This window comes from Pseudomonas sp. RA_35y_Pfl2_P32 (genome assembly GCF_963970735.1).
Lineage (GTDB): Bacteria > Pseudomonadota > Gammaproteobacteria > Pseudomonadales > Pseudomonadaceae > Aquipseudomonas.
This window is the reverse complement of the sequence record NZ_CAXAQF010000027.1, coordinates 16,612-42,881: the sequence shown is the minus strand read 5'-3', so window position 1 is coordinate 42,881 and position 26,270 is coordinate 16,612. Positions and strand designations below refer to the sequence as shown.

The window sequence follows — 26,270 nt, the reverse complement described above, 5'->3', positions numbered from 1 at the left end:
TCAGCCACGTTTTTGATTCACTTGCAGCAGTAAAGCTTCGATCTCTTGGCGCCGCCCTGCGTCAGCGGTTTCTCGGCCCGGCCGTGGCGTCGCTTGCAGGGCTTTTTGCAGGGCTGCCCCGGCTTCGGCGTAACGTTTCTGACGGTAGAGGTGATCGCCCCAGAAGTACAGACTATCGATACCGTTGGGGTTCAGTTGCAAGGCCTGTTTGAGCAACGCCTCAGCCTTGTCGGCATCGCCAAACCCGATCGGCCAGCCGGGCACCCGATCGTACAGGGCGCCCAGACTGGTATAGGCCGAACCCTGCAGGGCGTGGGGATCAATAGCCAGGGCTTTCTCGAGATCGGCCTTGGCCTGTTTGACCTTGCTCAACGCCCCCAGCCCACCTTGGGCTCCGGCCCAGCTACTGCTGACGATCCCGGACCAGATCCAGGCCTCGGCCACCGCCTGGCGCTCCTGAGTGAAGGCCGAGGCCTGAGCGGCCAGTTGTTCGAAAGCGGCGGTGCGCTGGTCGGCAGGCATTTGATACTGGATCTGCGCCCAGCGTTGCTGGATGCCGCTCAGACGCTGCTGATCAGCAGCATCAAGGGCCCAGACACTTTGGCTCAGGGCACCCAACAACAGGCAAGCGAGTTGTTTTTTCATGGTTTGAGGTTCTCGTTTTCAGTGTTCTGACTCAGGCGGCGGATCAATGGCAGTTGCTTGCGCAGACCACGGTCCACGAGGTTGGGCAAGAGGCTGTTGAGTCGCACGAAAAAGCGCTCCGGCCAGCCCAGGTAAAGGTCGCGTCGGTCACCGGCAATGGCGTGGATCACCGCCGCAGCGACTGTTTGCGGGTCGTCGACGTTCGCCTTGAGCGCATCGTTCAACGCCTGGGCAGCCGGGCTGTTCATGCGGGTGCGCGTGGCCCGGGGAGCGACGTACAACACGCCGACCCGGGTGTCCGCCAGTTCCCGGCGCAACGCTTCGGAAAAACCGCGCACGGCAAACTTGGTTGCGCAGTAACTGGTGTAGCCGGGATAGCCAATGGAGCCATAGGTGGAGCCGACATTCACCACCATGGCACTCGTTGCCTGCTTGAGCAGTGGGAGCAGCAGTTTGGTCAGGCAGATCGGTGCGCTGATATTGACCGCCAGCATCGCGTTGATGTCGCTGTCCTCCAGTTGCTCCAACATGGCAAAGTGGTTGACCCCGGCGGCGTTGATCAGCAGGTTGACACCGCCCATCTCTTGCGCGGCGGCCTGCACTTTGCGTCGGTCGGCCAAAAACGTCAGGTCGGCAGTCATCCAGGCCAGTTGCAGGGGATAACGCTCAAGCAGCGATGTCAGGGGTTCCCGGTGCCGAGCCACTGCCAGCACCTGCGCGCCACTGGCGCACAGCTGCGCCGCGATGGCCAGACCGATACCGCCACTGGCCCCGGTCAGGACCACGCGAGCCTCAGACAGGCGCATGCTCAACCTCCCCGTCCCGCGGCAAACCCCGGAACATGTCCGTGTAAAGCCGATAGACCACTTTGGAGGCATGGATAACCGCAGCCTGGTCGCGCGGGTCCTGGAGGTTATCCATCAGCCCGCGGTAGGTCTGCATATGCTCGATGTCCAATGAACCGTGAGAGCTGAGGTAGCTGAAAGCGCTTTGCGGCAGGTCCAGGCGCTGACGAATGCTGCCAGCGGCATGGGTCGCCAGGGCAATGCTGGTGCCTTCGAGGACATTGACCATGCCAAACAGCCCGACCGGATTGTCTCGGGCAATCAGGTCGTAGAGAAAGCTGACCATCAGTTCGATCGACATGCACGGACGACCGTCGCGCACAGCATCCTGATCGCCCCCACAGGCAGCGATGTCGTTGAGCACCCATTGTTCGTGACCGTACTCTTCCTCGATGTATTCACACACCGCTTTGCGCAGCCATTCCAGGCGCTGCGGCAAGCGCGCACCACAGGCCATCATCAAGGGGACGGTATGGCGCACGTGGTAGTAGGCCTGCGCCAGGAATGCACGATAACTTTCCAGGCTGACCTCACCTGCGAGCGCGTCGCGGATGATTGGCAGCGTGAACAGTTCCTGACGTTCCCGCTCGGTGGCGTGTTGCAGGGTGTCGAAAAAACTCATGATGCAGATTCCTCAAAATTGACCGACTCAGACAGGTGCGCCCGGTAACGCTCGACGATGGCATCGCGACGCGGGCGGCCATTGGCGGTCAGCAAACCGTTGGCGGGGGTAAAAGGTTGATTCAAGCGGGTCCAGCGGTGCACCTGGGCGTAGTCGGGCAAGGCCATGTTGGCTTCGGACACGGCGACAGCTAACTCGTCATCCGTGCACTCGGGACGGTGGGGCCAGAGCAAGGCGTGGTTGTGCGGCATGGCCTCGCCATGCACGAACGCCTGGGCAATGTCACGCCGTTGGGTCAGTTCGGCCTCAACCCACTCGGGGTTCACATTGCGCCCGAAGCTGGTGATGAACTGGTGCTTCTTGCGCCCCTTGAGGTAGAGAAAACCCTCGGCGTCGAACTCGCCGAGATCGCCACTGGCCCACCATTGCTGGGTATGTGCAGCCTCCCCCAGGTAACTGAGCAGCACCGAGCCGCGGATCAGCACTTCACCATCTTCGGCCAGGCGAACCTGTACATGCGGCAGCGGGCGCCCCACGCTACCGGGGCGATTGGCCTCGGGCCGGTTCAGGCAAACCACCGACGCACACTCCGACAAGCCGTAGCCTTCGTAGATCGGCAGACCGGCCCGCTGTGCACGCTCCAGCAACGCCAGGGACACTCGCGCCCCGCCGACGGCGGCAAATCGTAGCGATCGGGGATTGAAGACTTTCTGCTCCGCTGTGCTTGTCAGCAACAGCAGTAATTGCGGCACCAGGATCAGGCTCTGAGGCGCGCGAGTCGCCAGGCAACCGAGCAACGCCGGCACATCAACGCCACTGGCGCCTTGCATACCCAGGGTTTTCTGGCTCGGCACGCTCAGCGTTGCACCGGCATACAGCGCGGCGTAGCAACCGATGTTTTCCAGCAGGATCGCCAGTGGCAACAGGGCCAGATGATGCAGCGGCTTACACGGTTTACTGGCCCGTTCCAGTTCACGGGCAACGCTCAACAGGCTCTCGGCGCTCAGACACACGCCCTTGGGTGTGCCCGTGGTGCCCGAGGTGAACGTCAGTTTGGCCGTACCTTCAGGTAACCGGTTTGGCGCGCAGAACGTACGACGCCAGAATTCGCCAGTCTGGGTGTAGCCTGCTGCCCGGAGTTCGTCTCCCAGATCGGCTGCGCCAATGACCATTTCGGCTTGGCTTTGCTCCAGGCAATGACGGCGTTGAGCCGGACTGAAAAAAGCTGCCAGGGTCAGGCAGGTGAGCCCTTCGAACAGTAGGGCCAGGTCCCAGAGCACCGCTTCGATGCCGTTGTCCAATGCCAATGCGACCACCTTGACGTGCTGGTCTCGCAGGCACTGCTGACGGTACGACACCTCAACACTGAGCATGGCGTAGTCCAGCTTCAGTTCATCACCCCACAAGGCAATGGTGTGAGGCTGGCTCTCGGCAAAATTGCGCAGTGTCTGCTGCAATCGCAGTGTCTCAGGCGACATGACTGCCCCCCTCGATCGATGATGGCAAGCCGAGGCGATTGAACAGTCCAATGTTGCGCAGGTGGGTGAAGCCGGCACGGATGTTGCCGACGTGAACCCACGGCTGGCTTTCGTAGTAACTGCCCCAGCTGAGGCGCTCATCACCCAGACGTGCCGGGTCGGCAACACATAGCGTCAGGGGTTTGAGCCCCAGTCGGTGAAAACTGTTCACCAGACCAACATTCCCGGTGAACGCCACCCACTCCAGACCTCCCATGGCCAGCAGGTACGTCATCGCGACAATACTCAAGCGTGCGCTACCGGCATCGCTCGCGGCCAGGTTGCCGACTTCGACAATGGCAGCCCGGCCCACCGGTTGATCGGCGGCAGCGCTGATCAGCGGATCGATGGGTTCGTCCAGATAGCGCTCCAGAAACAGCGGCTCGGCACTGGCAAGCCGCACCCCCGCCACGGCACAGAGCGTGCCTGAGGGGGCACTCATACCGAACAGTTGCGGCATGAAATGGCGAATATCAGCACCGTGAATCGTCCGAAATCGTTGCTGGATATAGGCTTCGAAGGCAGGACGCTGGGACTCGTCCGGCAAGGCTCTGGCCAGCGTCAAGGGCGAATTCTCAGCTTGCCCCTGGCGCAGGGATAAAGGGATGTTCCAGTTAAAGTCGGACATTGGCGGCACGCCTCCCGGATAAGTTAGGGAGGAGTATCGAAGAGGTTTCTTAACGAAATCTGAAGGTGCTGAACAGACGCTTCGCAGGGGGCTTCAGTTCGCAAGGGGGGCGTTTGAATCGCCCCCTGGGTACCTGGAAACAACCGACCGATCAACCTGCTGAAAAACTGAACAAATAAATCAAGCCGATGACTACTGCAATCCATATCACGCACAGACATAGGTAGATCGCGATATACGGGAATTCATTCATAGGGAGGTCGAAACGCCTGAGTGAAGAATCCATAAGGACAGTTCTTGAGGGCGGGAGATAACCGGGTGTTAATTTTCACCCTGAGCCTTGTCCCTGGACGTTGCCGGGTCGTCCACCAACGGCAATGTCACAATAAACTCACTCCCTTTGCCATTACCCTCGCTCGTACCCGTCACGGTGCCGGCGTGGGCTTCGACCAATTCACGCACCACCGTCAGCCCAATACCCAGACCTGTGCCGTTGAAACCGACAGCATGAACGTCCTGCACAAAAGGCTCGAAGATAAACGGCAACGCCTTGGCGGAAATACCGATGCCCGTATCAACAATGCTGATTTTCAGCTGATCGGCTTGGGTGGTGAGCGAAAGCGTGACCGTGCCGCCTGCGCGCGTGTACTTCACCGCATTGCCCAGTAAGTTGCCGAGTATTTGCGCGAGCCGAATCGGATCGCCGTTCACCGTTAGCGCACACGCGGGCAACTCGACCTTGAATTGCAAATGCTGAGCGGTCATTACCGGACTGCACACGACGACGGCGTCCTGAATGATCTGCACCATGTCGACGATGCTGCAATCGAGGCGCAATTTACCGGTGGTGGCGCGGGAAACGTCGAGCAAATCGTCCACGAGACGCGACATGTGCTGCACCTGGCCCTCTATCAGCGCCTGCATGCGCGGTAACTCTTCACTGGTCACACGCACCAGTCGGCCGGCGATCATGCTGATCGGCGTGAGCGGGTTACGCAGTTCGTGGGCCACCGTGGTGAGGATGTGGCGTTGCTGCGCCAGGCTGTGTTCGGCCGAAGCCTGTAGGTGTTGCGCACTGAGGACGGCCAGCACCAACTGTTCGTTGGCTTCGCGCATTTCCAGATAGCGCTGCTGATCTTCGACAGAGCGCCGGGGGTGTTCCGCGTCGGATTGCGCCAACAGAATCGCCAGGACCAGTTGCTGATTGGCCTCGATCAGTTGTTCGATCTGCAGACTGTCGGCGCGCTGGGTACTGGCGTCGCTCAGCTCCTTGTTCAGCGCCGCCAGCACCGCACGTGCCTCGACGGTTTTCTGGCCGAGCAGGAACAACTCGCGGGCGGCAGTGGCCACCGCCTGCTCATTCTTGCCAGGGGGCTGGCTCATGATGTCTGGCTCATCCGTCATCTTCGCTCAGATGCTGGCGGGTCGGACGGCCTCCGAGCAGGCCCTCCTGATCCGGTAGCATCTCGCCGATCTGCAAGCCTTTATCGTCGATGCTGTACAGGCGCAGTTCATCGGAGTGGGCGCTGGCTCGGACCTTGACCACGGCCATAATGCGCAGCAAGCGGCTCTGCACTTCAATGTAGCGCTGGACGATGATCGCGTCGGTTAGAAACGCCGTGCCATAGGGGCTGAAACGCAGGTCGGTGTAGCGGTCTTCCAGCTCCGAGGTCAGCAACACGCTGACCCCGACGCTGGTCAGTGCGGTGACCATGCGCGACAGCGACTCGCGGAAGTCTTCGCGGAAGGTGGGGGCCAGCGCCAGTTCGAAGCCCGAAAGCGAGTCGATCACCACGCGGGAGGCTTTGAGCCGGGTGATCTCGCTTAACAGCAACTGCACGATTTCGTCGATGGACAGGTCTGGGGCGCGGCTGTCCACCAGGCCAACCTGTCCGCTCTGGATCAAACCCGCGAGCGTAGCGTTCTGGGAGTGATTGGGCCGTTGCTCGAACACCGCGATGACGCCTGTCTCGCCATTGCGCGCTCCTTCAGCGAGGAAGGTCGCAGCCAGAATGCTCTTGCCCGACCCCGAAGGCCCGGCCACCAGCAAGGAATACCCTCGAGGCAAGCCGCCACCGAGCATCTCGTCGAGCTGTGGCACGCCGACCTTCAGGCGCTTGATTGGCAACTCCAGCGGCGCTTCAACCGGGTTGAAGGGGGCAGGTGCAAACACCTTGATCCCCGACGTAGCGATGCGGAAGGTATGCAGGCCCGGTAATGTCGGCTGGCCGCGCATCTTCATGATTTCCATCTTGCGCACCATGGAGTTGCGCTGAACGCTTTGGCGCAACCAGATCAAGCCGTCGGCCACGGTGAAAATCGGGTTAGTGTCGGTTTCAGTGAAGTACTCCCCGATCAGGAAGGTCGTCGCCTGCCAGGTGGTCATCAACATGCCGAGTTGTTGAACAAACTGCGGCAGGTTGTTGTTCGGGTTGTCCTGGGTCTGGCTGGCCAGTACCACGGAACGGAAGGAATCGACGAACACCAGTGCCGGGGAATGCGCCTCGACCTCGCTGACAATGCGCCGCAGCACTTCATCCAGATTACCGGCCAGCGTGTCATCGGCCAGGTTGATGTAGCGAATCGAGTGGTTGATCGCTTCGTTGTCAAAAAAGTCGAATTGCTGCTGGTAACGCAGCATCTTCAGTGGCGGCTCACCCAGTACGGTAAAAAACAGCGCCGGGCGTTCAGGCGTCGCCAGGGCAAACATCATCTGATGAGCGAGGGTGGTTTTACCGCAGCCAGGCGGGCCGGCAATCAGGTTGAACGAAAACTCCGGCAATCCACCGCCTAGCACCTCGTCCAGTCCTGGCACGCCGGTGGCCAGTCGGTTGATAGTCACTTTGGTGCTCATGGCGAATTTTCCTGCGAAGGGGTGTCGCTCAAAGAAGGTTCCCACACGCCACGAAGCAAACGTGCGGTGAGCGAAGGCCCGATTAGCGTGGTCAGTAACTCGTAAAAGGTGGTCAGCAACACTTCACCGAGGAACAGCGCATCACTGTCGCTTTGCGCAACGAGTTTGGATGTGAGGGCCGTGAGGTCCATGTTGGCCTGCACACTGTCGTAGGTACCGGCCACACGTGGATGGGTAGAGCCACACAGCTGGAGGCTGCGGCGATAGAGTGCGGTAACCCCTTGATGGCCGATGATAGGCGTGAGGGCAGCGTCCATCTCTTGCAAGGTTGAAACAATCGCCTGGGCGACTCTTTCACTGTCAGCGTTGGGACCAACTCGCTGCGCCAGAGACGCTACGATCTGGCGGCTCTCTTCGCTTAGCGTGGACATGGCTGACTGATATCTGATGGACAGAGTCCGATGGTACACCCTATCGCAGGGGATGGACGCTCTATTGGCTGGCGCATTTCAAACGGGGCAGTCATTCAGGAAAAAGAGCCAGACGACTCTGAGGGCAGTGGGGGCAGCACGCCTCAGCCGGCCCCACTCGGCACCGCCAACCCCACCTTCACCCGATCCAGCGCGACAATGGTCTTGAACCAGGTGACGTTGCTGTTCTGCGCAAACAGTTGCCGTGCCAGGACCTGGTAATCCTGGACGATCGCCCGGTCGAATTTGTCCAGGTCTTGGCGTGTTGCAGGGGTTTTATCAGGAAAACTCGATTCCAGCGGCGATCAGCCGCGCAAATGGATCTCCGGACCCGAACACCCAACCGTCGGGCATTGTGGTTTTCCAGCCACGCTGTTTATCCATCCGGTTTTTTTCTTCTTCCGAGACCAGAACAATCGCCAGATGCCGCTCAATCATCTTTGCCACGTCTTCGACCAACTTGCCGTCTTGATACATCTTTATGCTTTGGTTGCGGATCAGGACGCAGGGCACAATGTGTTCTCTGTATCTGCCGCCGCTGGATGACCTTGCGCATATCAGCCACTCATCAGGAATGACGTGCTCAAAAATCCGGGTGCTGCCAACCCTGCCCTCTTCCCAATGATCGCGAAATATCTCCGCAAGTCGCTTGATGGCCCTGTGTTTCTTTTCTGCTTGCGTATGTTGAGCGATGTTGGTTGTCATTGGGTCCAGGCCATTGAAGATTGATCAAGCGCAGCCATTGCTTCCCGGCGCTGCGCAATGAGTGCAGTTTTGTCCTGCGCCGCAAGATGGGGGCCGGGGGTGGGCAAGGCCGAAGCGGTGGCCTCGCACCAGCGGTCAAAGGCGGCACTGGCAACGAACGCGGGTCCTTGCGGCTTGCGCAGCAAGGCTTTGTCTATTTGCTCAGCGATAACGGGATTGACTTTGGAATAGGTGAACCGCGAAGAGGGATGGTTGACCACGGCCACCGGCACATCACCGGCCAGGGAGCGAATCAATTTACCGCTACGCATGCTCAAGCAAACGATCAGATCCGGTGCCAACACCGTCAAGACTTCGCCGAATGCTCGCTCACCCCGCTGCCAAGCGCCTTGCGCAGGCGGAACGCGACTGTCGGGCAGGAACTCCTGCAGGAAGTTGTAATAGGCAACACTGCTCCAGAACTCCGTTTTTTGGGCGTAGGTGAAGACCTGCCGGACGTTGCGCACTGCCGTCATTATTTTCGTGAAATGGGGATGGCGCCGAAGTTTACCGGTGGCTTTGGGATGCCTCTGGCCTAGCGCAAGCGCCTTGACGATCTCGGGGGTGACGGTTGGGCGCTCATGCTGTTTGGCGCCATAGTGAGACTCGCACACCAGGAGCATGCGTAACCCGCCAAATCCTCGCTCGTAGTGGGGGCCGACCCAAGGTGCAAAGCGCACCGTGCTGTTGTTCATTTTCTTCCTTGGCTGGGGGTGTGGTGCCTTGGCCTGCCGGTGGTGCATTTGAACAGGCTGTTCTGGGAGCCCGGCTGGGTTGAGCCCGACGCCGAGCAGTTCCGTGCCCGGGTCAGCGCAGCAGTCGCGCCAAAGGCCTGGGTCTGTGAAGGCAACTACGCGCGGCGCACCTTCGACCTGCGCCTGCCCGGTGCCGACCTGATCATCTGGCTCGATACGCCGCGACTCACCTGCTTCACCCGAGTCATCCGGCGCAGCGTCATGAACCGTCCTCGCCCCGACCTTCCGGCAGGCTGCAGCGAAAAGATCGACCGGGCGTTCCTGACCTTTCTGCACTTCGTGTGGAATTTCGACCGTGGTTACCGTCCAGGCATCGAGGCGGCGCGCCAGGCCATCGGCCCGCACATCACTACCCTGCACTTGCGCGGCTCCCGGCAGATCCGCGACGTTCTCCACAGCTTGCCGGCAATGCCAGAATCAATCAGCGCCGAGCTGCAGTGCCTGCAGGATAAACCCGAGTGATTCCGGGGCCGCGCGGTGACTGTTCGGCGAGCGGTGTTGATCCCAGGGCATGGCGTCATCGGTGCAAAAATCGCCGATGCACACCATGCTCAGCTCGACGTCCAGCAGCCCCAGGGGGATCCAGAAGTACGGGGTCTGGCGCAGAGGATTCGGCACCGTGGAACCGCATGATGAGCAAAAGTCATTCCTGTAGCCGCTGGGTTTTTGCCAGCTGCTGATCAGTTCCTGCCCCGCGACCCAGCGGAAATCACCCGCCTTGACCAGCGTGGCGAGGTTATGGCCGACCCCGGTTTGCTTGCGGCACAGGGTGCAATGGCAGCGATAGAAATAGCGCGGTTCAACCTCCAAGGTAAAACGTACGGCCCCGCACAGGCATTGCCCGGATGTCATGGATAGCTCCTTTGAACAACGATAGATCGGCATTTCTACAGGCTGGACGGGGCGAGGACCAGAAAAAACACCGGTCGCGAACGTGGTGGCCTGCACCTACGCTACGGGTTCGCACCAATCCCCCGCACCACCCGCCGGGCCGTGACCATGCCCAGCAGCGGCGCGAGGGCGAACACGCCAAACAGCCAGCTTGCGGCATTCGCGGTGCCGGCGACGCCTCCGGGATCCGTCAGGCCGGCGAGATTCGCCACCATTCCCGCCAGCGCCGCACCGAGTGCCGTGGCGAACAACTGCACGGTGGTGATGGATGCCGATGCCAGGTCTTGCTCTCCCGCCGGCGCCACCTGAAAGACCCGGGTCAGCAGATGGGGCCAGGCCAGGCCGACGCCCAAGCCGATGACAACCAGCGCCAGGCAGATCGGCAGGAGTGCCTGCCACTCGCCGCTGCTTTGGCTACGCAGCAGAACGGCCAGGGCCGCCATACCGGCAAATCCGAGCAGTGGACCGGCGAGGATTACCCGGCCCACCGCCCGACCGCTGGCGCCTGAACTGCCAATCGATCCCAGTGTCCAGCCCGCCGCCATGAGTGCCGCGAGGTAACCGGCAATCAGCGGGGACTGCTGATGGAGGACCTGGAGGAACAGCGGCACGAAGATCTCGCCACTGGTGACCGCGACCGCGAGCAGCGACATCGTTGCATAGAGCACTCCGAGCGCCGAGGTGATGGAAAATGCACCGGCCGGAAGCAGTCGCTGGCGGGCGCGGCTTTCGGTCCGGATCAACAGGGCTGTGAGGATCGCGGCCGCGCCAAGGCCCAGGATGTTCCAGACCAGCATCGACGCCACGCTGCCGGCCGACACGCAGAGCACCGCCGCCGTCAGCAGCACCAGTTGGGCCAACGGCAATGGCACGCGCTGCGGTTTGTCCGCGCTGCGTTTGGGCAGTACGCGTGTCGCCAGCAGGGCGAACAGCACGGCGACCGGGATCAGCGACCAGAACGCCGCCCGCCATACCCCCAGTTGCGCAAAGATGCCCCCCACGGCGGGACCGACCAGGGTGGCCACCCCCCACATGCCGGAGACCAGCGCCATCGCCCGCGGCCACAAGGCTTGAGCGAAAACCAGCCGGATCATCGCGTAGGACAGTGCGAACAACAACCCGCCGCCCAGCCCCTGGATAAGCCGGCCCGTGAGCATGACGGCCATTGAGGGGGCGAATGCGCAGATCAGCGCACCGCCGGCAAATACCAGTGTCGCGGCCATGTACGCGCCCCGTGGCCCCATGCCCGTCAGCCAGCGCACCGACAGCGCCGAACCGAGGATCGACGCCGCGACGAAGAGCGTGGTGTTCCAGGCGTAATAGTCGAGGCCGCCGATGTCCTTGACCACCGAGGGCAGGATGGTGGTCGCGATGTAAACATTGATCGCATGGAGCACCACGCCACCGGCGAGGGCGAGCGCGCGCACGCCATTGGTCCCCGACAGCAGGTCGGCCCAGCCGGTGCCTGCCTGAGGCGCAGATTGCAAATGATCGTCAGCGAGTCCGTCAGACTTATCCATGTCAGCTCCAGTCAGTGATCCCACACGCCACCGCGAATGGGTGCTTGCAACGGCAAGCCGACCTCCTTATAAAACCTCATCCATAGATGAGGTCAAGAGCAAGCTGCCATGTCGATCGATGTTCGCGTGCCTCTTTCGGTGGGGGAAGTGTCCCGTCGCTGCGGAGTGACGGTTGCCACCGTGCACTTCTATGAGGCCAAGGGCTTGATCCACGCCGAGCGCAGTGCCGGCAACCAGCGGCGTTATGCGCGCGAAGTGCTGCGCCGGGTCGCCATCATCAAGATCGCCCAGCGCGCGGGCATCCCTCTTGCGACCATCAAGGCGACACTGGACCAATTGCCGGCCGGCCGCGGCTTGACGGCGCAGGACTGGAAACACCTGTCGACGATCTGGCGGGACATGCTCAGCGAGCGGATCCACAGCCTCACCCAACTGCGCGATCAACTCGACGGCTGTATCGGCTGCGGGTGCCTGTCGATGGATGACTGCCCGCTGCGCAATCCAAGCGATCGCCTGGGTCAACTGGGCAGCGGCGCGGTTCTGCTCGAAAAGGACACTCCAGCCAAGGATTGAGTAAGGCGAGCTGCCCCACCCTTGTGTATCTCCTATAGATTTTTTTCATGACAGGCTTTTTCGCCGAGAGAATACCTGACAGAATGTTTGTTAATGATTCTCAATAGCCATATCTATATCATTAACAACCAGGAACTCACCTATGCCGCGCGTTACCCCGCCGCGTAATTTGAATGCGCCCCGAAATCTTCTGGCCATGTCCATCTGCATGGCTACCCTGGCGCCCGCCTTTGCCGACGACAGCAGCGCTGTACAGCAAACCTCCAGGCCGAGCACCCTGGAACTGGGCGCTACCGAAGTCACCAGCACCCATCTGGGCAGCACGACCGAAGGCACGAGTTCCTACACCACCGGCGCCATGTCCACGGCGACCAAGCTGCCGCTGACCATGCGTGAAACGCCCCAGGCCGTGACCGTCATTACCCGCCAGCGCATGGACGACCAGGCCATGACCAGCATCAACGATGTGGTCAATGCTACCCCTGGGTTGTTCCTCGATTATTCCAGCGGCCCCGGCCGGCAGTCCTACTCGGCGCGCGGCTTTGACGTCGACAACCTGATGTATGACGGCATCCCGAGCGGCTATCAAGGTTGGATCGTCGGCGCCCAGCCGAACCTGGCGATGTTCGATCGGGTCGAGGTGGTACGCGGCGCCACCGGCCTGGTGACCGGTGCCGGCAACCCTTCTGCCGCCATCAACATGGTGCGCAAGCGGCCACTGGCCGAGCAGAAAGTCACCCTCACCGGCGCCGCCGGCACCTGGGACAACTACCGCGGCGAAGTCGATGCCTCCAGCCCCCTCAACGACAGCGGCACCCTGCGCGGCCGGGTCGTAACGTCCTACCGCGACAGCAACAGCTTCGTCGACGATGTCGATGAACAGCACGGCCTGTTCTACGCCGTCACCGAAGCGGACCTGGGCGAAGACACCACCCTGACCCTCGGATTCTCCAACCAGAAGGACAAGACCAACTACTTCTGGGGCTCTTCGATGATCGGCCTGGATGGTCATCATCTGGACCTGCCGCGCTCCTACAACCCCGGGACTGACTGGGAGAACAAGGATCAGGAGATCAACACCCTGTTCGCCGAAGTCCGCCAGCAGTTGGCCAATGACTGGAAGCTGCAGCTCAACGCCAACTACTCCGAACAGAATGCGCTGTTCACCGGGTCCTACCAGTCGCGCTGGGTCAACAACACCCTGGCCCGTACCGTCTACCAATCGGCCCATGATGAAAACCAGGCCGGCGTGGACGCCTTTGTCAGTGGTCCGTTCCAAGCCCTCGGACGCAGCCATGAATTGGTGGTGGGCGCCAGCAAGCGCATCTACGACATGACCACCCACAACTACTCCCCGTACGACACCAACTGGCCGATCAACGCCGGTAAACCGGACTTCGTGCACACCGACAACAGCCGCGAAGTGACCACCCAGGACGGTCTGTACATGACCACCCGCCTGAGCCTGGCCGACCCGCTGAAACTGATCCTCGGCGGACGCCTGGACTGGTACGACTACGACAACCGCGATGGCGACGGCGACTACAAGGTCACCCGCAACGTCACCCGCTACGCCGGCCTGATCTACGACCTGGACGACCATCACTCGGTCTACGTCAGCTACAGCGACATCTTCACCCCCCAGAGCGCCAAGGACACTTCCGGTACTCCGGTCAAGCCCATCGTCGGCAAGAACTACGAGGTCGGCATCAAGGGTGAATACTTCGACGGCGCGCTGAATGCGAGCCTGGCGGTGTTCCGCATCGACCAGGAAAACCGCGCCGTGCAGGTGTACGTGCCCAACTGCCCGCAGGCAACCTGCTCCGAGGCCTCCGGCGAGATTCGCAGCCAGGGCATCGACTTCGAACTGCAAGGGGCACTGACCGAGAACTGGCAGGTGGGAGGTGGCTACACCTATGCACGCCTGCACACCCTCAAGGATGCGGCCAATCCGCAGAAGGAGAACCAGCGTTTTGACACCGACACCCCGGAGCACCTGTTCAAGCTGACCACCAGCTACCGCTTCCAGGGCCCGCTGGAAAAACTGCGGGTCGGTGGCAACATCTCCTGGCAGAGCCGCATGTACAACGACGTCGCACTGGACGATGGCAGCACCTACCGTCTCGAACAGGGTGCCTACGCCATTACCGACCTGATGGCTGGCTACCGGGTCAACCAGAACCTGGACCTGCAACTCAACGCCAACAACATCTTCGACCGCGAGTACTACTCGTCCATCTCCAACTCCACCCGCTACGGTGGCGACACCTACGGCACTCCGCGCAACATGATGTTGACCGCCAAGTACAGCTTCTAGGTTGCTTGAGCGCAGGGACGCGCACGGTTGCTGATTCATGTTTGAATAGCGCACTGATTAACGGTGCTTCCCAAGGACGGACACATGGCTCTGGTCTCGCAACGAGTAGACCTGGCGCGCAACGGCGACGCCGTGGCAACTCGGAGCCAGAGCTGCATTGACAGCTATTCCCGCGCTACGCATCAGAACCGCCAAGCAGCGCAAAATGCCCGCCTGGTTCCAGGACTGTAAAACCGTCCCTCCCCCCGGCGAGGACTTCGTCCTCGAACGCAGCCTCGCACGCTCGGCAGCTGCTACGGGTTTGCACGTCCTGCGGCCGTTGACGCAGCCTCGCGGGCTCGGCAGCTGCTACGCTTTTATGGAACACCCGACACTGCCCAGGTGACTGCCATGAACGCGGCTGCGCTGTCAGAACTCGATGCCGCACTGCCCGGCCTGGCCCGCAGGATTCGTGTGCTGGAGGCGCTGTCCTGGCCGGCAGGGGTCGAAGAGGTGTTCCTGGCCAATTGGCACGCCGGCAAGGCGGCGTTGCCCAGGGTCGAGTTACAACCGCGCGAGCACGGCGCCGGGATTGCCGCCCTGGAAAGCTTTGTCGGCCGCTGTGACGAGGGTCATCCGGCCGGCAATTACCTGGCCATGACCGCCCGCAGCTACGCCACGGCCGGGCGCATGCTGGGGGCCATCGGTACGCCCGACTTCACCCGCTACGCCTCGGCGCTGTACCGGCGTCCGGACTTCTATTACACGAACCTGCAGTTGAGCATGCTCGACGCGGCCCACTTCTTCCTCAAGACCACCGACGCGCTGCTGGGCGGCACGCGGATTCCCCCCACCCAGGCCGACATCCCGGCCCAGGCCTTCGCCGCCTGGATGCAACCTGAGCTGGACCGCTTTTTCGGCGCGGGCCAGATCAGCATCGTGCTCGACCCTTGCCTCGCCGCCAAGGCCATCGCCGGGGCAAGCCGCATCCGCCTGCGGGCCAGCGCGCTGTTTTCGGAACTGGACAAACAGCAGTTGCTGCAACACGAGGCGTTCGTGCATGTCGCCACGGCTCAGAACGGTGCCCGCCAGGCCAACCTGAAAAGCCTCGGCCTGGGCGCCCCACGCACCACCCAGACCCAGGAAGGCATTGCCACCCTGGCCGAGCTGTTCACTGGCAGCATGGACATCAACCGTTTGCGCCGCCTGGCCCTGCGGGTGCTGGCGGTCCAGCAGGCGCTGGATGGCGCCGATTTCATCCAGGTGTTCGAAGGGTTCCTGGCGGCCGGCCAATCGCCAGAGGAGTCGTTCCGCTCGACCCAGCGGGTGTTCCGTGGCGCCGACCTGCGGGGCGGCGGTGCATTCACCAAGGACGCGGCCTACCTGACCGGATTGCTCGGCGTGCATACCCTGCTGCGCATCGCCATCCGCGATAACCGCCCGGACCTGGTCGGCCATTTGTTCGCCGGGCGCCTGACCCTGGGTGATACCGTACGCCTGGCACCGCTGTTCGACTCTGGCTGGCTCCAGGGACCGAAATTCCTGCCCGCCTGGGCCGCCGATCTGCGGCGATTGGCGGCCAACCTGGCGTTTTCGGCCTTTATCTCGCGGATCAAGCTCGAAGTGCTGGATCTGCAGGTGCTGATGGCCTTCGCCGACGAACACGAAACCGATGCCAGCGCCATGTGAACAATGGACCCGTTCGGCGGCAACCCACGTCCATTCAGGGGATACAAGATGAACGTAACAACAGTGGGGAAATGGGCGACCTGCCTGCTCGCCCTGCAATTGCTGCTGACGGCCGGATGCAGCAGCAAACCCAACCGGCCCCCCTACGCGAGCGCCAGCCAGGGCTCCAACTGCTATGCCAAGGCGCTGCCCACTGCCGGGGAAGGCGGCCTGGCCTGGGGCTCGACCTTGGGCGTGGCGCAGCAAAAATCCCTGGCCAGTTGCCAACGCTACGCCGGTCGATCCGGGGGCACGCCAAGCACCTGCAAAGTGGTGCTGGCCCAGTGCAAGACCCGGTAACCGAAATGGCTTGATTCAACTGCTACGCTTTGAACTCCTGCGAATGGATTAACACGATGGATTGGTGCATCCCTCTCCCTACATCTGCCTGGGCGCAACCATGAAGCGCCCGCTGATGGCTGGCCTCACCGTAGCGCTGATCGGCGCGACGAGTTACGTGCTGATTCAGTGGCAGACGGTCAACCAGCACAAACGCGAGGTGCAGTGCACCGAAGCCAGGCAGGCGCTCAAGGCTGTGCAGATTCGTGCGCGGGCGTTGGCGGCCGGCTTGTCGCTGGACGCCTACAGCCAGGAGGAGGAAGCCAAGGTGGCGGCGCTGATCAAGGCGCTCGACGCCGCCAGCAACGAGGCCGAGGTGAATGCAGTGATCGCCGCCCATGCCGCCGCCATCGAGGCCGAAGCGGCGGCGATCGATGCGCAGGTGGACACCCGGGGCGAACAGGCCTTTCTCGAACAGCGCCGCCTGGAGCAGCGCATTACGGTGGACGTGAAACAGGAACTGCAGCGCGCGGCGAAGGCCGTCAGCATGACCTGTGACTAGCCTCAGGCCTGGCGCGGTTTGCGCCACTCAGCCAGCAGCAGGACCGCGGCCCCGGCCATGATGGCGATATCGGCCAGGTTGAACACCCCGGTGTGCAGCGACCCCAGGTTGAGCACCAGGTAATCCACCACGTGCCCGTCACGCCATACCCGGTCGATCAGGTTCGACGCCCCACCCAGCGCCATGCAGTAGACCGCCAGCGCCTTGCCTGGCGAGCGGGTCCAGCGCGACAAGGCCCAGCCGATGGCCCAGCACACCACGGCACCCACGCCGACGATGAAAATCAGTTGTTTGATCGCCGGTGCCATCCCGGCCCCCAGGCTCAGGAAGGCACCCGGATTGAGGCTCAGGGCGATATCCAACCAGGCGAAACTGCCGCCGAACTTGAAGCTCTGCGCCGACAGCGACTGCAGCGCCAGCACCTTGATCCACTGGTCGAATGCGATGAACACCAGGCCAATCAGTCCCGCAAACCAGCGACTCGTTGTGACTCGTTCCATGAACAATCCTTGGGCTCACTCTCATGCCTGGACAGCAGGCACGCACCGCCGTTTTGGCAGCGGCGGCAAGATAGCGCAGCTGACGGATGCCGTCCATCCACGGGCAGCCTGGCGCGACCCGCGCCTCAGACGGCTCACTCCGCGACACCTGCACCGGCTTTTCCCTTGAGCCAGTCGATCAGCACCTGCACCCGTGGGGGCATGGGATCACGATGCGGGTGGACGAGAAAATAGTCGTAACGCCCCGGCTGGGAAAAACCACCGAACGGCAGGATCAGTTCACCCTGGTCGATACGGCTCTGCACCAGGCGCTGGCGGCCGATGGCGATCCCTGCGTGGTGGATGGCCGCCGTCACACACAGGTCAGAGCGATCGAAGGTCAGCCCGCGTTGCGGCAAGACGTCGAGCAGGCCCTGTTGCCGGGCCCAGAGTTGCCACTCGGCATCGTACAGCGCGTTGTCCCAGGCCAGGGCATCGTGCAACAGCGTGCAGTGGCGCAGGTTGAGTGGCGTCTCAAGCAGGCCGTGGCGCTCGGCATACTGCGGGCTGCAGACTGGCGCGATGGTTTCGCTCATCAAGGCATGACTGGCCAGCCCGGGGAATTCGCCATTGGCGTACAGCAGCGCGAGGTCGACGTTCTGGGTACGGAAATCGATGGCATCGTTGCCGACGCGGATGTCCAGGGCAATGTTCGGGTAGCGTTGATGAAAGTCCGCCAGGCGTGGCACCAGCCAGCATTGCGCGGCCGAAGGTCGGGCATAGAGCGCCACCGAACCGCACAGCTCGGCCTGGGGCGGTTGCTGCAGGGCTTCGGACAACTGCTCCATCACCCCTTCGAGGATCGCGAACACGCGCTCGCCCTCCCCCGTCAGGCGCACGCGGCGGGTCAGGCGCTCGAACAGGCGCAGGTCCAGGGCCTGCTCCAGGCGGGCGATGCGATGGCTGACGGCACTGGGCGTGACGCACAGCTCTTCGGCGGCCAAGGCAAAGCTCAGGTGCCGGGCGGCGACCAGAAAGGTGTGCAGGTTGGCGAACTGTGAACTGTTGAGCCGGGAGCTCAATCGAGGTGGCAGGTTCAGCATCGGGTTTTTCCGCGGGCGAGAAACCCGGGGCCGCGCGGCCCCGGGTGCAATGGCTAGTGTCCGGCCAACAGTGTACGTCCCTGCTCCAGGTACGCATCCATTTCTTGCTCCGGCACCATGCTGCCGCCCGTGCCCCACACCAGGTGCGTGGCGTTGGCCATGCGCTGTGCGTCGAGGCCCAAGCGCTGGCGATAGCCCTGTTGCTCTTGCAGCACCCGCAGGAACCCGGGCAATCCGGCCAGCGCCGAGGGCTCCAGCTTCAGGCCTTCCTCGGCCTGCAGCAGGGCCAGCAAGCGGTACATCTGCTCGTCGCTGAGGGTGTAGTAACCATCGAGCAAGCGTTGCATCGAGCGCCCGACAAACCCCGACGGTCGCCCCACCGCCAGGCCGTCGGCGGCCGTGCGGTTGTCGATGCCAAAGTCGTAGACGCTGACCTCGTCGTGCAGCCCGGTGTAGACCCCCAGCAACATGCAGGGCGAGTGTGTCGGCTCGGCGAACACGCAGTGCACCGCGTCGCCGAAAATCTGCTTCAGGCCAAAGGCGACGCCGCCAGGGCCGCCACCAACGCCACACGGCAGATAGACAAACAGCGGGTGCTGCGCATCGACCCTAATCCCCGCGGACACCAGTTGGTGCTGCAAGCGACGCGCCGCCACCGCATAACCGAGGAACAGATGGATCGAGTTCTCGTCGTCAACGAAATGGCACGTGGGGTCGCTCTCGGCCTGCTGCCGGCCCTGCTCCACGGCGACGCTGTAGTCCGATTGATACTCGAGCACCGTCACCCCGCAGGCACGCAGGCGGTCTTTCTTCCACTGCCGGGCATCGGCGGACATGTGTACGGTGGCCTTGAACCCCAGGCGCGCACTCATGATGCCGATGGACAGGCCGAGATTGCCGGTGGAGCCCACGGCGATGCTGTACTGGGCAAAAAAGGCCCGGGCGGCCTCACTGTCCAGGGCGCTGTAGCAATCGCCCGGCTGAATCAGGCCGCCAGCCAGCGCCAGGTCCTCGGCGTGCTTGAGCACCTCATAAATCCCGCCCCGGGCCTTGATCGAACCGGAAATCGGCAGCAGGTTATCGGCCTTCAACCACAGCGTACCCTGCACCGGCAGCTGTTCCTCGGCACAGAGGGTCGCCTGCAGGCGTGGCAGCGCGATCAGCGGCGACTCGATGATGCCCGCGCTCGCCCGGGTCTCGGGGAACGCCGACTGAATGTAGCTGGCAAACCGCTCCAGCCGCACACTGGCGTCTTCCACGTCGGCCAGGCCCAGGGGCACATCACTCAAGGCCTGCGCGGTCGGCGCCAGGGCCGGGTTAAACCAGGTGACCGGCTCGACGCGGGTCAACGGGCCAATCAACGGATGGCTCTGACACCAGTCAGCCAGGGATTTGTTGTGAATCATGGTGCTGCTCCAGACAGTGGCAGGCTCGCGCCCGCCCCGACGACAAAACTGGCGCTCATCCGCGCCAGAAGGGAGTGAACACGAAACCTGACCACCAGCCATACAATCAAGCCGATGGCCGCCTGCAAAATCAGTAGTAAACCCGCCTCTTCGTGCATGACATCCCCTTGTTGTTGTCGTGAGTGCATGAGGCCGCGCGGACCGCGATCCGCGGGGATTAAGCACCAGGACTCAGGGAGTTACAAAGGATGGTTGTGCAATGGATGGATGACGTGGGGTCACCTATGGCGCCAGGCAGGTTGCACCTTGGGGGATTGCCATTGACCTACTGAGCGAGATGTCCATATCCCGCCGCGCGGGTGAAGTCGGCCAACTGCCAGATATCACCGTTCGCCCCCCAGGTGCCATCAGCCACTTCCTGAATGTGTATTGAGGTCATCAATAGGCGTTGATCATCCGGTGCAAGGCTCGATTTGATTGCTCCGTGCAACTCACCCACGTAGCGCTGGCGCATCGGCGCATCAAGGACACCGGCAGGCACCTTGACGATGACAATGCAGGGGACAACCCGGGCATGAGCATCCACGCCTCCACACAGCCATTCAGTTGCCTGGACTTCTTCAATGAGCACCCAGCACAAAGCACGCTGCTGCGGGGTATCGCCCATGTGCTCATTCACCATCGCCACCTCGCTCACGCGTCGAAGCAGGTGTTGGCGCTGCGTCTGATTGAACGCTTCGGTAGGCACCTTGATCAGGATGTTCGGCATGACAAAACCTCGTTGTTAAGTGGAGGTGCCATTGAGCCAGTTCCTTGAATTTGTGATAAGTGACCGATTCGTCTTATTTCGGGCATAATCGGACAATGTACGATTTCACTATTCTGGTCGTTCCCGGGGCGTTCACCTCCAGTGTCGCGGCCACGCTGGACATCCTCTCCACCGCGGCAACACTGGCTCTGCGCCATGGCTTTGCTGTGCCACGCTGGCGAGTGTGTGGACCACAGCCAGGGCTGATTACGCTTGGGCAAGGCATGCTATTGCAGGTCGAGGAACTGACTACAGACGTCGAAGACAATTCCTGCTGGGTTATTCCAGGCCTGGGTATCAGCGATGTCGACGCGCTGCTCAACCGTCTTGAGGAAGACTGGGTACTTCAGACGCTTCCAGCGCTGAGGGCCCATGCAGCCCAAGGCAAGGAGATTGCAGCCTCATGCTCAGCGGTTTTTCTTCTGCATGCCGCTGGATTACTCGATGGCCGACAGGTGACGACCACCTGGTGGCTCGCCCCTGTGTTGTCGAGCATCGCGCCTGACTGCCTGGTCGATCCAAATGTCATGGTTCTCTGCGACCCGCCCTTGACAACCGCTGGTGCAGCCTTCGCGCAGACCGACCTGATGCTGCATCTGCTGCGCAGGCGCCTGTCACCCGAACTCGCCGATCATGTGGGCAAGATCCTGCTACTCGATGGCCGACAGTTGCAGTCGCCGTTCATCAACCCCGCGATCATGGCCCAAGGCAATACGCTGGTGGCCAATCTCACCGCCTACATAGAAGCACGGCTGCCCTGTCCGCCCAGTGTCCCCCATCTTGCAGCGCACGTCGGTATGTCCGAGCGAACGCTCTCCCGACATCTTCGAAAGGCAACCGGCCTGTCAACCCAGCATCTGATCCAGCGCGTGCAACTGAACAGGGCCCGCGTGCTGCTGGAAACCAGCCGATACTCCGTTGAATCTATCGCCGAGCAGGTGGGGTACCAGGATGCCACGGCCCTACGGCGGCTTATGCGCCGCCTGTTGAACACCTCGCCCAAACAACTGCGCCAGTCAACGCGACGCCTGTAGCACCCGCTCGACGACTTCACAGGCAGCCAACCGCCCTTGTTTCAGGGCCCGCGTCCAACAGAGGGTCTTCGACATTCTCAACGCACAGGGCTTCGAGCAGTACTTGCTCCAAGATGGCGAAGAAGCATTTGATCTGGGGCTGTTTTAATGCCTGAGGCCGGGTCACCAAATAGACATCCATATCTGGAAGCTGGATCTGCGCAAACAACTCGATCAGGCCTTTCGCCAGAATTCGAGGCAGTACGGCTACCCCCAAACCTTTTCTGACCGAATCGAGTTGCACGGCGAACGAATTCACGCTGATCTGCGCACGCTCCAGGCCCGCCGCCTTTGCTGCACGCATTTGCGGCAACAGGTCCAGCGGAGGGAGCAAGGCAACATTGACTGCTGTGGCCGGGGTCACTTCAGGAAAGCGCTTCAGGTACCCTGCATCAGCAAAGACACCATAGGCAAGCTTGCCTATGGGTCGATAAATCAGCGAAGGCTCGCCCAGATGTGCGGTGCGCACAGCAATGTCTGCCACGCCGCGGACGATCTTGTGAAAGTCGGCTGTGACCAACAACTCCACCGAGCAAAGCGGATGGGCCGTGGTGAAACGACGCGCGGCTTCCAGCACGCAAGTAGAGAATCCCTCTCCTGCACTGACCAGAACGCTGCCCGATAGCGCCGTGTGCGATCCGGACATGTCCGCTTCGGCTGGACGCCTCAAGCCCGCCTCCGCAGCAAGGGCAACGTCCACGAGCGACAACCCCCGCGAGGTCAACCAGCAACCCTCGACGCCACGCTCGACGAGCGGCTCGCCCAGAGCCGCCTCCAGTTGGGTCAGGCGACGAGACACCGTAGACGCCGCAATCCCCAGCAACTGGCCCGCTTGAAGAAAGCTGCCACGTCGCGAGACTGCCAACAACAGCCGAAGATCGTCCCAATTTGCTTGCACCGCCATGCGCTCTATCTTCCTTGGTTTGCAAATGTGCAAATCCATTATGCAGCAGTGGTTGTTTTTCAGGCGCGATCTCAACGGTATATCTACAGGCCTTCGAAACAACGGGAATGGACTGTATGACAACTGGCCCCAACGACTATGCGGACCTTGCCGCTAGAGCCTTCAATCGCCGCGATGTCGAGGCAATGCTTGCATTGGTGGGCGAAGACTTCCTCTACCTCGATAGCAGGGGGATTCAAATCGGTCGCGAATCCATGCGCAAACGAGAGACCGCACTTTTCTACGCACTGCCTGACGCTCGAGTGACGCTCACCCCATTCATGGTCACGGACGATCACTTGGCGCTGACGGCCTTATTGACCGGCACCTTCGCCGCCCCGCTGGTGCTGTCAGGCCGGGTGATTCCACCCCATGGCCAGCCTATCACCGTGCACTATGCCGCACACTTCACGTTCGAAAACGGGTTGGCTGTACGCGAAGAGGTCTTCTTCGACAGTGCGCAGTTGATGCCGTTAGCCGTACAAGGTGAGGGTTGAGGGATGCACAGCACATTCGTTACTGGCGCAACTGGCTTGCTGGGCAACAACCTTGTGCGGGAATTGGTCGCGCGTGGCTACGCCGTCAAAGCCCTGGTCCGCTCAAGAGCCAAAGGTGAACAACAATTCAACAATCTGCCGGGTGTGGAATTGGTCGTTGGGGATATGGCCAACGTCGAGGCATTCGCCGCTTCGCTGCAAGGCTGCGATACGGTGTTTCATACCGCGGCGTTCTTTCGCGATAACTACAAGGGCGGCAGCCACTGGAAGGAACTGGAAAAGACCAATGTCGCCGGCACGCGAGACCTGATGGAGCAGGCCTATCGTGCTGGTATTAGACGGTTCATCCATACATCGTCCATTGCCGTACTCGACGGCGCACCAGGCTCTTCCATCGACGAGACCTGTCTACGGGCCGACGCCGACGCGGATGACTACTACCGCAGCAAGATCCTCGCTGACCGTGTCGTCCTGTCGTTCCTGCAAACCTATCCCGAGATGCACGCCTGTATGGTCTTGCCCGGTTGGATGTGGGGGCCTTGCGACATAGGCCCGACGTCCTCGGGACAATTGGTAAATGATGTCGTGAAAGGCAAGCTGCCCGGGTTGACTCCTGGCAGTTTCTCCATTGTGGATGCCCGTGATGTGGCCGCTGCGCTGATCGCTGCCGCCAAACATGGGCGCCGAGGTGAGCGCTATCTAGCGGCGGGCCGTGACATGACGATGCGGCAGTTGGTGCCTACTTTAGGTCGAATAGCGGGCGTCAAGACACCCTCTCGAAAACTGCCGCTGCCCTTTCTGTACACCTTGGCTGCTGTCCAGGAGATGTATGCGCGCCTTACCGGCAAGCCCATTCTGTTAAGCATGGCCACGTTACGCCTGATGATCCGAGAGGAGCACCGCACCATGTTCAATCACCGCAAGAGTGAACAAGAACTGGGTCTCAGTTTCCGAGCGCTGGAGCAAACAATTGCCGACACCGTGGCGTGGTATCGCGATCACGGCTGGTTTGAAAACCACAGCGCGCGTACCTCGAACACAAGTCGCTGATCCGACCTGGTTGAAAAAATAGTCAGCGCAGCGAAATGACTATCGAGCCCCAAAGCCGATAGTCTCGTGAATCATTCTGCGATTTGACGCTGGCACGCGAGCCATACCTTCAATTGCCAATACGGAACTTCCTGTATATTCGCCACACACCCGAACAAGGACGTAAGCACATAGTGAACAGGGAAATAATTCTGATGCGACATGGCCAGCCAGCGCTGGCGAACGTCACTAAAGTCTCAGCGCTTGAGATGAAAGACTGGATCGAACACTACAACCGATCCGAAATTACCCAGCAACCGATTCCGAATGCCAGCCTGCAACTCGCCGCCTACGCCACGACAATTGTTTCAAGCAGCGCGCCTCGTGCACTGACCTCCGTACAAGCGCTCGGGCTGAAGCCTGCACTGGTCGACGCACTTTTCTGCGAAGCGCAACTGCCTTTTGGGCATTGGAAACGACCCCGCCTATCGCCCTTTACCTGGGCATTTATCCTTCGAATCTTATGGCTGTGTGGTTACTCAGGCGGCGTCGAATCGGCTGGCACGGCAAAGATGCGCGCCAGCAAAGCCGCTGAACGACTGCAGTCCCTGACTCGCGAAGGATCCGTTCTCTTGCTGGGTCATGGCTTCATGAATCGCATGATCGCCAAACAGCTCGTGAAGGATGGGTGGGTTCGCCAAAAGCGTAACGGCAGCCAGTATTGGAGCGCGACGGTATATCAATATGTGGGTGAGTAAGCGGCGCCCGTGGATCGGCAGAGAGGCATCACTGGTACCGTAGGCCCAGACATAGGCGCGAAGGGTTTTCTTTGCCCATGGCGTAAGGTCCTGCACCGGCGTTTCATCGGCATGGATTACGCCATGTTCCGGGCTCAGTGGTTATCTGCGCTTGGCAAACTGGAAGCGCTTGAGCCACGCGATCTCGTGAGCCCGTTTTTCGTTAACCGCTTCTGAGGCGGCGCGGGTGGCCTGGCTGACATTCGGCAAGGGTATAGTTCTAGCTGCCCCCCCCACGGGAAGATAAGCCCGGGCCCAGAAAACCTCCATAGGGTTGGACAACTTCATGCTGAGCGCTTTTTTGCAGTACCCCGTTTCATTTGGCGATCCAGAAGCAAATTTCAGGAAGGTTCGCGCGAGTGTCGACTTGGTACGATTTGACCTATTAGTCATGCCCGAGCTTTGCACCATCGGTTACTTTCACGACTCGCGTGAGGCATTGTTTCTTCATGCTGAATCGGCGCTCGATGGGCCAACGGCGCAGTTCTTGCTGCAACTATCGGCCGACAAGAATGCAACGCTAATTGCTGGCATCGCCGAGCGTGACGGCGATCGTATCTACAACACTGCGATTGTCGTATCGCGAGGGCGCTGGCTGGGCAAGCAACGCAAGTGCCACCTGTCACGCATAGAAAAACGCCTCTTCACCCCAGGCGATTCATTGGCGTGCTTCGATGACGGAATCTGCCGTTTCGGCGTTCTGACTTGTTTTGACCTTTGGATGCCAGAAGCCGCTCGCCTGTTGGTGCGCCAAGGTGCGCAGTTGCTGTGTTGTCCAGCCAACTATGGTGGGCCTTGGACAACCCAGCTTGCGCGCATTCGCGCAATGGAAAACGCCACTCCGCTGATCTGTGCCAATCGCACCGGTGTGGAAATGTATGCAGGCACAGAAGTGACATTCAGAGGTGAAAGCCAAATTGTCGGGCCTATGGGAGAAGTTTGGGCATCCGCCACAGAAGAGACGTCGCTTGGCGTGTCGATAATTGACCCCGCTGCGCACGTTCTCAAGGCGAATCCTATGTGCGATGACTTGATGGAAGAGGCAGGTCGCTATGCTTTATCAGGCCCATGTCCACAATGAACAAGCCACGTCTGGCGGCAAAACCTGCAACCTTATCTACTGCCGCCTTCGTACTGGATAACGCAAACCCTAAGCCAGCCGCGATCAACGTGGAAAAATCTACTCCAGTTCATGAAAGCGGCTGA

28 protein-coding genes and 3 pseudogenes are annotated in these 26,270 nt (G+C 61.2%); 11 read left to right on the top strand and 20 right to left on the bottom strand.

The window, feature by feature from the left end; all coding sequences use genetic code 11:
- The 11 genes and pseudogenes from AACY45_RS23740 to AACY45_RS23690 all read right to left on the bottom strand — a co-directional run bounded on the left by AACY45_RS23740 (position 1) and on the right by AACY45_RS23690 (position 9,020).
- Positions 1–645 (bottom strand): tetratricopeptide repeat protein, encoded by a 645-nt coding sequence (locus AACY45_RS23740; protein WP_339547687.1) that lies wholly within the window; start codon positions 643–645, stop codon positions 1–3.
- Positions 642–1,451 carry an SDR family oxidoreductase gene (locus tag AACY45_RS23735; RefSeq protein WP_339547686.1) on the bottom strand — a complete coding sequence of 270 codons (810 nt, stop codon included), beginning with the start codon at positions 1,449–1,451 and terminating at the stop codon, positions 642–644. Before AACY45_RS23735 ends, AACY45_RS23740 begins: the two co-directional genes overlap by 4 nt.
- Positions 1,438–2,112 carry a TenA family transcriptional regulator gene (locus tag AACY45_RS23730; RefSeq protein ID WP_339547685.1) on the bottom strand — a complete coding sequence of 225 codons (675 nt, stop codon included), beginning with the start codon at positions 2,110–2,112 and terminating at the stop codon, positions 1,438–1,440. Before AACY45_RS23730 ends, AACY45_RS23735 begins: the two co-directional genes overlap by 14 nt.
- Positions 2,109–3,590 carry an AMP-binding protein gene (locus AACY45_RS23725; protein ID WP_339547684.1) on the bottom strand — a complete coding sequence of 494 codons (1,482 nt, stop codon included), beginning with the start codon at positions 3,588–3,590 and terminating at the stop codon, positions 2,109–2,111. Before AACY45_RS23725 ends, AACY45_RS23730 begins: the two co-directional genes overlap by 4 nt.
- Positions 3,580–4,257 carry a thermostable hemolysin gene (locus AACY45_RS23720; protein ID WP_339547683.1) on the bottom strand — a complete coding sequence of 226 codons (678 nt, stop codon included), beginning with the start codon at positions 4,255–4,257 and terminating at the stop codon, positions 3,580–3,582. Before AACY45_RS23720 ends, AACY45_RS23725 begins: the two co-directional genes overlap by 11 nt.
- Before the next feature lie 321 nt (positions 4,258–4,578).
- Entirely contained in the window at positions 4,579–5,640 is a 1,062-nt protein-coding gene (locus AACY45_RS23715; RefSeq protein ID WP_339547682.1) for a sensor histidine kinase, read from the bottom strand.
- 10 nt (positions 5,641–5,650) lie between these two features.
- Entirely contained in the window at positions 5,651–7,111 is a 1,461-nt protein-coding gene (locus AACY45_RS23710; protein WP_339547681.1) for an ATPase domain-containing protein, read from the bottom strand.
- On the bottom strand, positions 7,108–7,542 hold the full coding sequence (locus AACY45_RS23705) for a hypothetical protein (protein WP_339547680.1): 435 nt from the start codon (positions 7,540–7,542) through the stop codon (positions 7,108–7,110). Before AACY45_RS23705 ends, AACY45_RS23710 begins: the two co-directional genes overlap by 4 nt.
- 143 nt (positions 7,543–7,685) lie before the next feature.
- A pseudogene (locus tag AACY45_RS23700) lies at positions 7,686–7,802 on the bottom strand (AsnC family transcriptional regulator); the annotation flags it as partial.
- 58 nt (positions 7,803–7,860) lie between these two features.
- Positions 7,861–8,286, bottom strand: a complete 426-nt coding sequence (locus AACY45_RS23695; protein ID WP_339547679.1) for a hypothetical protein — start codon at positions 8,284–8,286, stop codon at positions 7,861–7,863.
- Positions 8,283–9,020, bottom strand: coding sequence for a hypothetical protein (locus AACY45_RS23690; RefSeq protein ID WP_339547678.1), 738 nt, complete (start codon positions 9,018–9,020; stop codon positions 8,283–8,285). The genes AACY45_RS23695 and AACY45_RS23690 overlap by 4 nt, the downstream gene beginning before the upstream one ends.
- A gap of 27 nt (positions 9,021–9,047) precedes the next feature.
- On the opposite strand from AACY45_RS23690, the pseudogene AACY45_RS23685 reads away from it, so the two are divergent.
- Positions 9,048–9,542 (top strand): annotated as a pseudogene (locus tag AACY45_RS23685) (AAA family ATPase); the annotation flags it as partial.
- Here the strand turns inward: AACY45_RS23685 and AACY45_RS23680 are convergent.
- Together AACY45_RS23680 and AACY45_RS23675 are read right to left on the bottom strand one after the other, a co-directional pair.
- Positions 9,498–9,932 carry a GFA family protein gene (locus tag AACY45_RS23680; protein ID WP_339547677.1) on the bottom strand — a complete coding sequence of 145 codons (435 nt, stop codon included), beginning with the start codon at positions 9,930–9,932 and terminating at the stop codon, positions 9,498–9,500. The pseudogene AACY45_RS23685 and the gene AACY45_RS23680 sit on opposite strands and share 45 nt — an antisense overlap.
- A 101-nt stretch (positions 9,933–10,033) precedes the next feature.
- Entirely contained in the window at positions 10,034–11,491 is a 1,458-nt protein-coding gene (locus AACY45_RS23675) for an MFS transporter (RefSeq protein ID WP_339547676.1), read from the bottom strand.
- A 108-nt stretch (positions 11,492–11,599) separates the two neighbouring features.
- On the opposite strand from AACY45_RS23675, the gene soxR reads away from it, so the two are divergent.
- The 5 genes from soxR to AACY45_RS23650 all read left to right on the top strand — a co-directional run bounded on the left by soxR (position 11,600) and on the right by AACY45_RS23650 (position 16,929).
- The gene (gene soxR / locus AACY45_RS23670) at positions 11,600–12,064 is read left to right on the top strand and encodes a redox-sensitive transcriptional activator SoxR (protein ID WP_339547675.1); all 465 of its coding nucleotides are present in this window, start codon (positions 11,600–11,602) and stop codon (positions 12,062–12,064) included.
- Positions 12,065–12,272: 208 nt separating this feature from the next.
- Complete coding sequence (locus AACY45_RS23665; protein ID WP_445261217.1) at positions 12,273–14,381, top strand: TonB-dependent siderophore receptor; 2,109 nt, start codon at positions 12,273–12,275, stop codon at positions 14,379–14,381.
- Positions 14,382–14,771: 390 nt separating this feature from the next.
- Positions 14,772–16,049, top strand: coding sequence for a flavohemoglobin expression-modulating QEGLA motif protein (locus AACY45_RS23660; protein WP_339547672.1), 1,278 nt, complete (start codon positions 14,772–14,774; stop codon positions 16,047–16,049).
- 48 nt (positions 16,050–16,097) lie between these two features.
- A complete protein-coding gene (locus AACY45_RS23655) occupies positions 16,098–16,388 on the top strand; it encodes a hypothetical protein (protein WP_339547670.1) in 291 nt (96 codons plus the stop codon).
- Positions 16,389–16,452: 64 nt separating this feature from the next.
- A complete protein-coding gene (locus tag AACY45_RS23650) occupies positions 16,453–16,929 on the top strand; it encodes a hypothetical protein (RefSeq protein WP_339547669.1) in 477 nt (158 codons plus the stop codon).
- Between the two features lie 2 nt (positions 16,930–16,931).
- On the opposite strand, the gene AACY45_RS23645 is transcribed toward AACY45_RS23650, so the two are convergent.
- From AACY45_RS23645 to AACY45_RS23625, 5 genes are all read right to left on the bottom strand, one after another.
- On the bottom strand, positions 16,932–17,429 hold the full coding sequence (locus AACY45_RS23645) for a signal peptidase II (RefSeq protein WP_339547668.1): 498 nt from the start codon (positions 17,427–17,429) through the stop codon (positions 16,932–16,934).
- Positions 17,430–17,563: 134 nt separating this feature from the next.
- On the bottom strand, positions 17,564–18,511 hold the full coding sequence (dsdC, locus tag AACY45_RS23640) for a DNA-binding transcriptional regulator DsdC (RefSeq protein ID WP_339547667.1): 948 nt from the start codon (positions 18,509–18,511) through the stop codon (positions 17,564–17,566).
- 53 nt (positions 18,512–18,564) lie between these two features.
- On the bottom strand, positions 18,565–19,917 hold the full coding sequence (locus AACY45_RS23635) for a D-serine ammonia-lyase (protein WP_339547666.1): 1,353 nt from the start codon (positions 19,915–19,917) through the stop codon (positions 18,565–18,567).
- Complete coding sequence (locus AACY45_RS23630) at positions 19,914–20,075, bottom strand: hypothetical protein (protein WP_339547665.1); 162 nt, start codon at positions 20,073–20,075, stop codon at positions 19,914–19,916. Before AACY45_RS23630 ends, AACY45_RS23635 begins: the two co-directional genes overlap by 4 nt.
- A gap of 167 nt (positions 20,076–20,242) precedes the next feature.
- Positions 20,243–20,686 carry a tautomerase family protein gene (locus AACY45_RS23625; RefSeq protein ID WP_339547664.1) on the bottom strand — a complete coding sequence of 148 codons (444 nt, stop codon included), beginning with the start codon at positions 20,684–20,686 and terminating at the stop codon, positions 20,243–20,245.
- Positions 20,687–20,781: 95 nt separating this feature from the next.
- On the opposite strand from AACY45_RS23625, the gene AACY45_RS23620 reads away from it, so the two are divergent.
- Complete coding sequence (locus AACY45_RS23620) at positions 20,782–21,759, top strand: GlxA family transcriptional regulator (RefSeq protein ID WP_339547663.1); 978 nt, start codon at positions 20,782–20,784, stop codon at positions 21,757–21,759.
- A 16-nt stretch (positions 21,760–21,775) separates the two neighbouring features.
- Here AACY45_RS23620 and AACY45_RS23615 read toward each other — a convergent pair whose 3' ends face one another.
- Positions 21,776–22,702 carry a LysR family transcriptional regulator gene (locus AACY45_RS23615; protein WP_339547662.1) on the bottom strand — a complete coding sequence of 309 codons (927 nt, stop codon included), beginning with the start codon at positions 22,700–22,702 and terminating at the stop codon, positions 21,776–21,778.
- Between the two features lie 116 nt (positions 22,703–22,818).
- Between AACY45_RS23615 and AACY45_RS23610 the strand changes: the two genes are divergently transcribed.
- The 3 genes from AACY45_RS23610 (at position 22,819) to AACY45_RS23600 (ending at position 25,025) form a co-directional block, all read left to right on the top strand.
- Entirely contained in the window at positions 22,819–23,238 is a 420-nt protein-coding gene (locus AACY45_RS23610) for an ester cyclase (protein ID WP_339547661.1), read from the top strand.
- A gap of 3 nt (positions 23,239–23,241) precedes the next feature.
- Positions 23,242–24,288: an SDR family oxidoreductase gene (locus tag AACY45_RS23605; protein WP_339547660.1), complete on the top strand. Its 1,047-nt coding sequence runs from the start codon at positions 23,242–23,244 to the stop codon at positions 24,286–24,288.
- Positions 24,289–24,482: 194 nt separating this feature from the next.
- Positions 24,483–25,025 (top strand): histidine phosphatase family protein, encoded by a 543-nt coding sequence (locus AACY45_RS23600; RefSeq protein WP_339547715.1) that lies wholly within the window; start codon positions 24,483–24,485, stop codon positions 25,023–25,025.
- 21 nt (positions 25,026–25,046) lie between these two features.
- On the opposite strand, the pseudogene AACY45_RS23595 reads toward AACY45_RS23600, so the two are convergent.
- Positions 25,047–25,151: pseudogene (locus tag AACY45_RS23595) on the bottom strand (IS66 family transposase); the annotation flags it as partial.
- A 199-nt stretch (positions 25,152–25,350) separates the two neighbouring features.
- Here AACY45_RS23595 and AACY45_RS23590 point away from each other — a divergent pair.
- Complete coding sequence (locus AACY45_RS23590; RefSeq protein ID WP_339547659.1) at positions 25,351–26,145, top strand: nitrilase-related carbon-nitrogen hydrolase; 795 nt, start codon at positions 25,351–25,353, stop codon at positions 26,143–26,145.
- Positions 26,146–26,270 lie beyond the last annotated feature (125 nt).

Coding starts and splice junctions, on each gene's coding strand:
- AACY45_RS23690 (WP_339547678.1), bottom strand. CDS start 9,020: ATGAACAACAGCACGGTGCGCTTTGCACCTTGGGTCGGCCCCCACTAC.
- AACY45_RS23730 (WP_339547685.1), bottom strand. CDS start 2,112: ATGAGTTTTTTCGACACCCTGCAACACGCCACCGAGCGGGAACGTCAG.
- AACY45_RS23695 (WP_339547679.1), bottom strand. CDS start 8,286: ATGACAACCAACATCGCTCAACATACGCAAGCAGAAAAGAAACACAGG.
- AACY45_RS23675 (WP_339547676.1), bottom strand. CDS start 11,491: ATGGATAAGTCTGACGGACTCGCTGACGATCATTTGCAATCTGCGCCT.
- AACY45_RS23740 (WP_339547687.1), bottom strand. CDS start 645: ATGAAAAAACAACTCGCTTGCCTGTTGTTGGGTGCCCTGAGCCAAAGT.
- AACY45_RS23705 (WP_339547680.1), bottom strand. CDS start 7,542: ATGTCCACGCTAAGCGAAGAGAGCCGCCAGATCGTAGCGTCTCTGGCG.
- AACY45_RS23660 (WP_339547672.1), top strand. CDS start 14,772: ATGAACGCGGCTGCGCTGTCAGAACTCGATGCCGCACTGCCCGGCCTG.
- AACY45_RS23725 (WP_339547684.1), bottom strand. CDS start 3,590: ATGTCGCCTGAGACACTGCGATTGCAGCAGACACTGCGCAATTTTGCC.
- AACY45_RS23710 (WP_339547681.1), bottom strand. CDS start 7,111: ATGAGCACCAAAGTGACTATCAACCGACTGGCCACCGGCGTGCCAGGA.
- AACY45_RS23655 (WP_339547670.1), top strand. CDS start 16,098: ATGAACGTAACAACAGTGGGGAAATGGGCGACCTGCCTGCTCGCCCTG.
- AACY45_RS23635 (WP_339547666.1), bottom strand. CDS start 19,917: ATGATTCACAACAAATCCCTGGCTGACTGGTGTCAGAGCCATCCGTTG.
- AACY45_RS23615 (WP_339547662.1), bottom strand. CDS start 22,702: ATGGCGGTGCAAGCAAATTGGGACGATCTTCGGCTGTTGTTGGCAGTC.
- AACY45_RS23610 (WP_339547661.1), top strand. CDS start 22,819: ATGACAACTGGCCCCAACGACTATGCGGACCTTGCCGCTAGAGCCTTC.
- AACY45_RS23735 (WP_339547686.1), bottom strand. CDS start 1,451: ATGCGCCTGTCTGAGGCTCGCGTGGTCCTGACCGGGGCCAGTGGCGGT.
- dsdC (WP_339547667.1), bottom strand. CDS start 18,511: ATGCTGAACCTGCCACCTCGATTGAGCTCCCGGCTCAACAGTTCACAG.
- AACY45_RS23630 (WP_339547665.1), bottom strand. CDS start 20,075: ATGCACGAAGAGGCGGGTTTACTACTGATTTTGCAGGCGGCCATCGGC.
- AACY45_RS23645 (WP_339547668.1), bottom strand. CDS start 17,429: ATGGAACGAGTCACAACGAGTCGCTGGTTTGCGGGACTGATTGGCCTG.
- AACY45_RS23600 (WP_339547715.1), top strand. CDS start 24,483: ATGCGACATGGCCAGCCAGCGCTGGCGAACGTCACTAAAGTCTCAGCG.
- AACY45_RS23720 (WP_339547683.1), bottom strand. CDS start 4,257: ATGTCCGACTTTAACTGGAACATCCCTTTATCCCTGCGCCAGGGGCAA.
- AACY45_RS23665 (WP_445261217.1), top strand. CDS start 12,273: ATGGCTACCCTGGCGCCCGCCTTTGCCGACGACAGCAGCGCTGTACAG.
- soxR (WP_339547675.1), top strand. CDS start 11,600: ATGTCGATCGATGTTCGCGTGCCTCTTTCGGTGGGGGAAGTGTCCCGT.
- AACY45_RS23715 (WP_339547682.1), bottom strand. CDS start 5,640: ATGAGCCAGCCCCCTGGCAAGAATGAGCAGGCGGTGGCCACTGCCGCC.
- AACY45_RS23605 (WP_339547660.1), top strand. CDS start 23,242: ATGCACAGCACATTCGTTACTGGCGCAACTGGCTTGCTGGGCAACAAC.
- AACY45_RS23625 (WP_339547664.1), bottom strand. CDS start 20,686: ATGCCGAACATCCTGATCAAGGTGCCTACCGAAGCGTTCAATCAGACG.
- AACY45_RS23680 (WP_339547677.1), bottom strand. CDS start 9,932: ATGACATCCGGGCAATGCCTGTGCGGGGCCGTACGTTTTACCTTGGAG.
- AACY45_RS23590 (WP_339547659.1), top strand. CDS start 25,351: ATGCTGAGCGCTTTTTTGCAGTACCCCGTTTCATTTGGCGATCCAGAA.
- AACY45_RS23620 (WP_339547663.1), top strand. CDS start 20,782: ATGTACGATTTCACTATTCTGGTCGTTCCCGGGGCGTTCACCTCCAGT.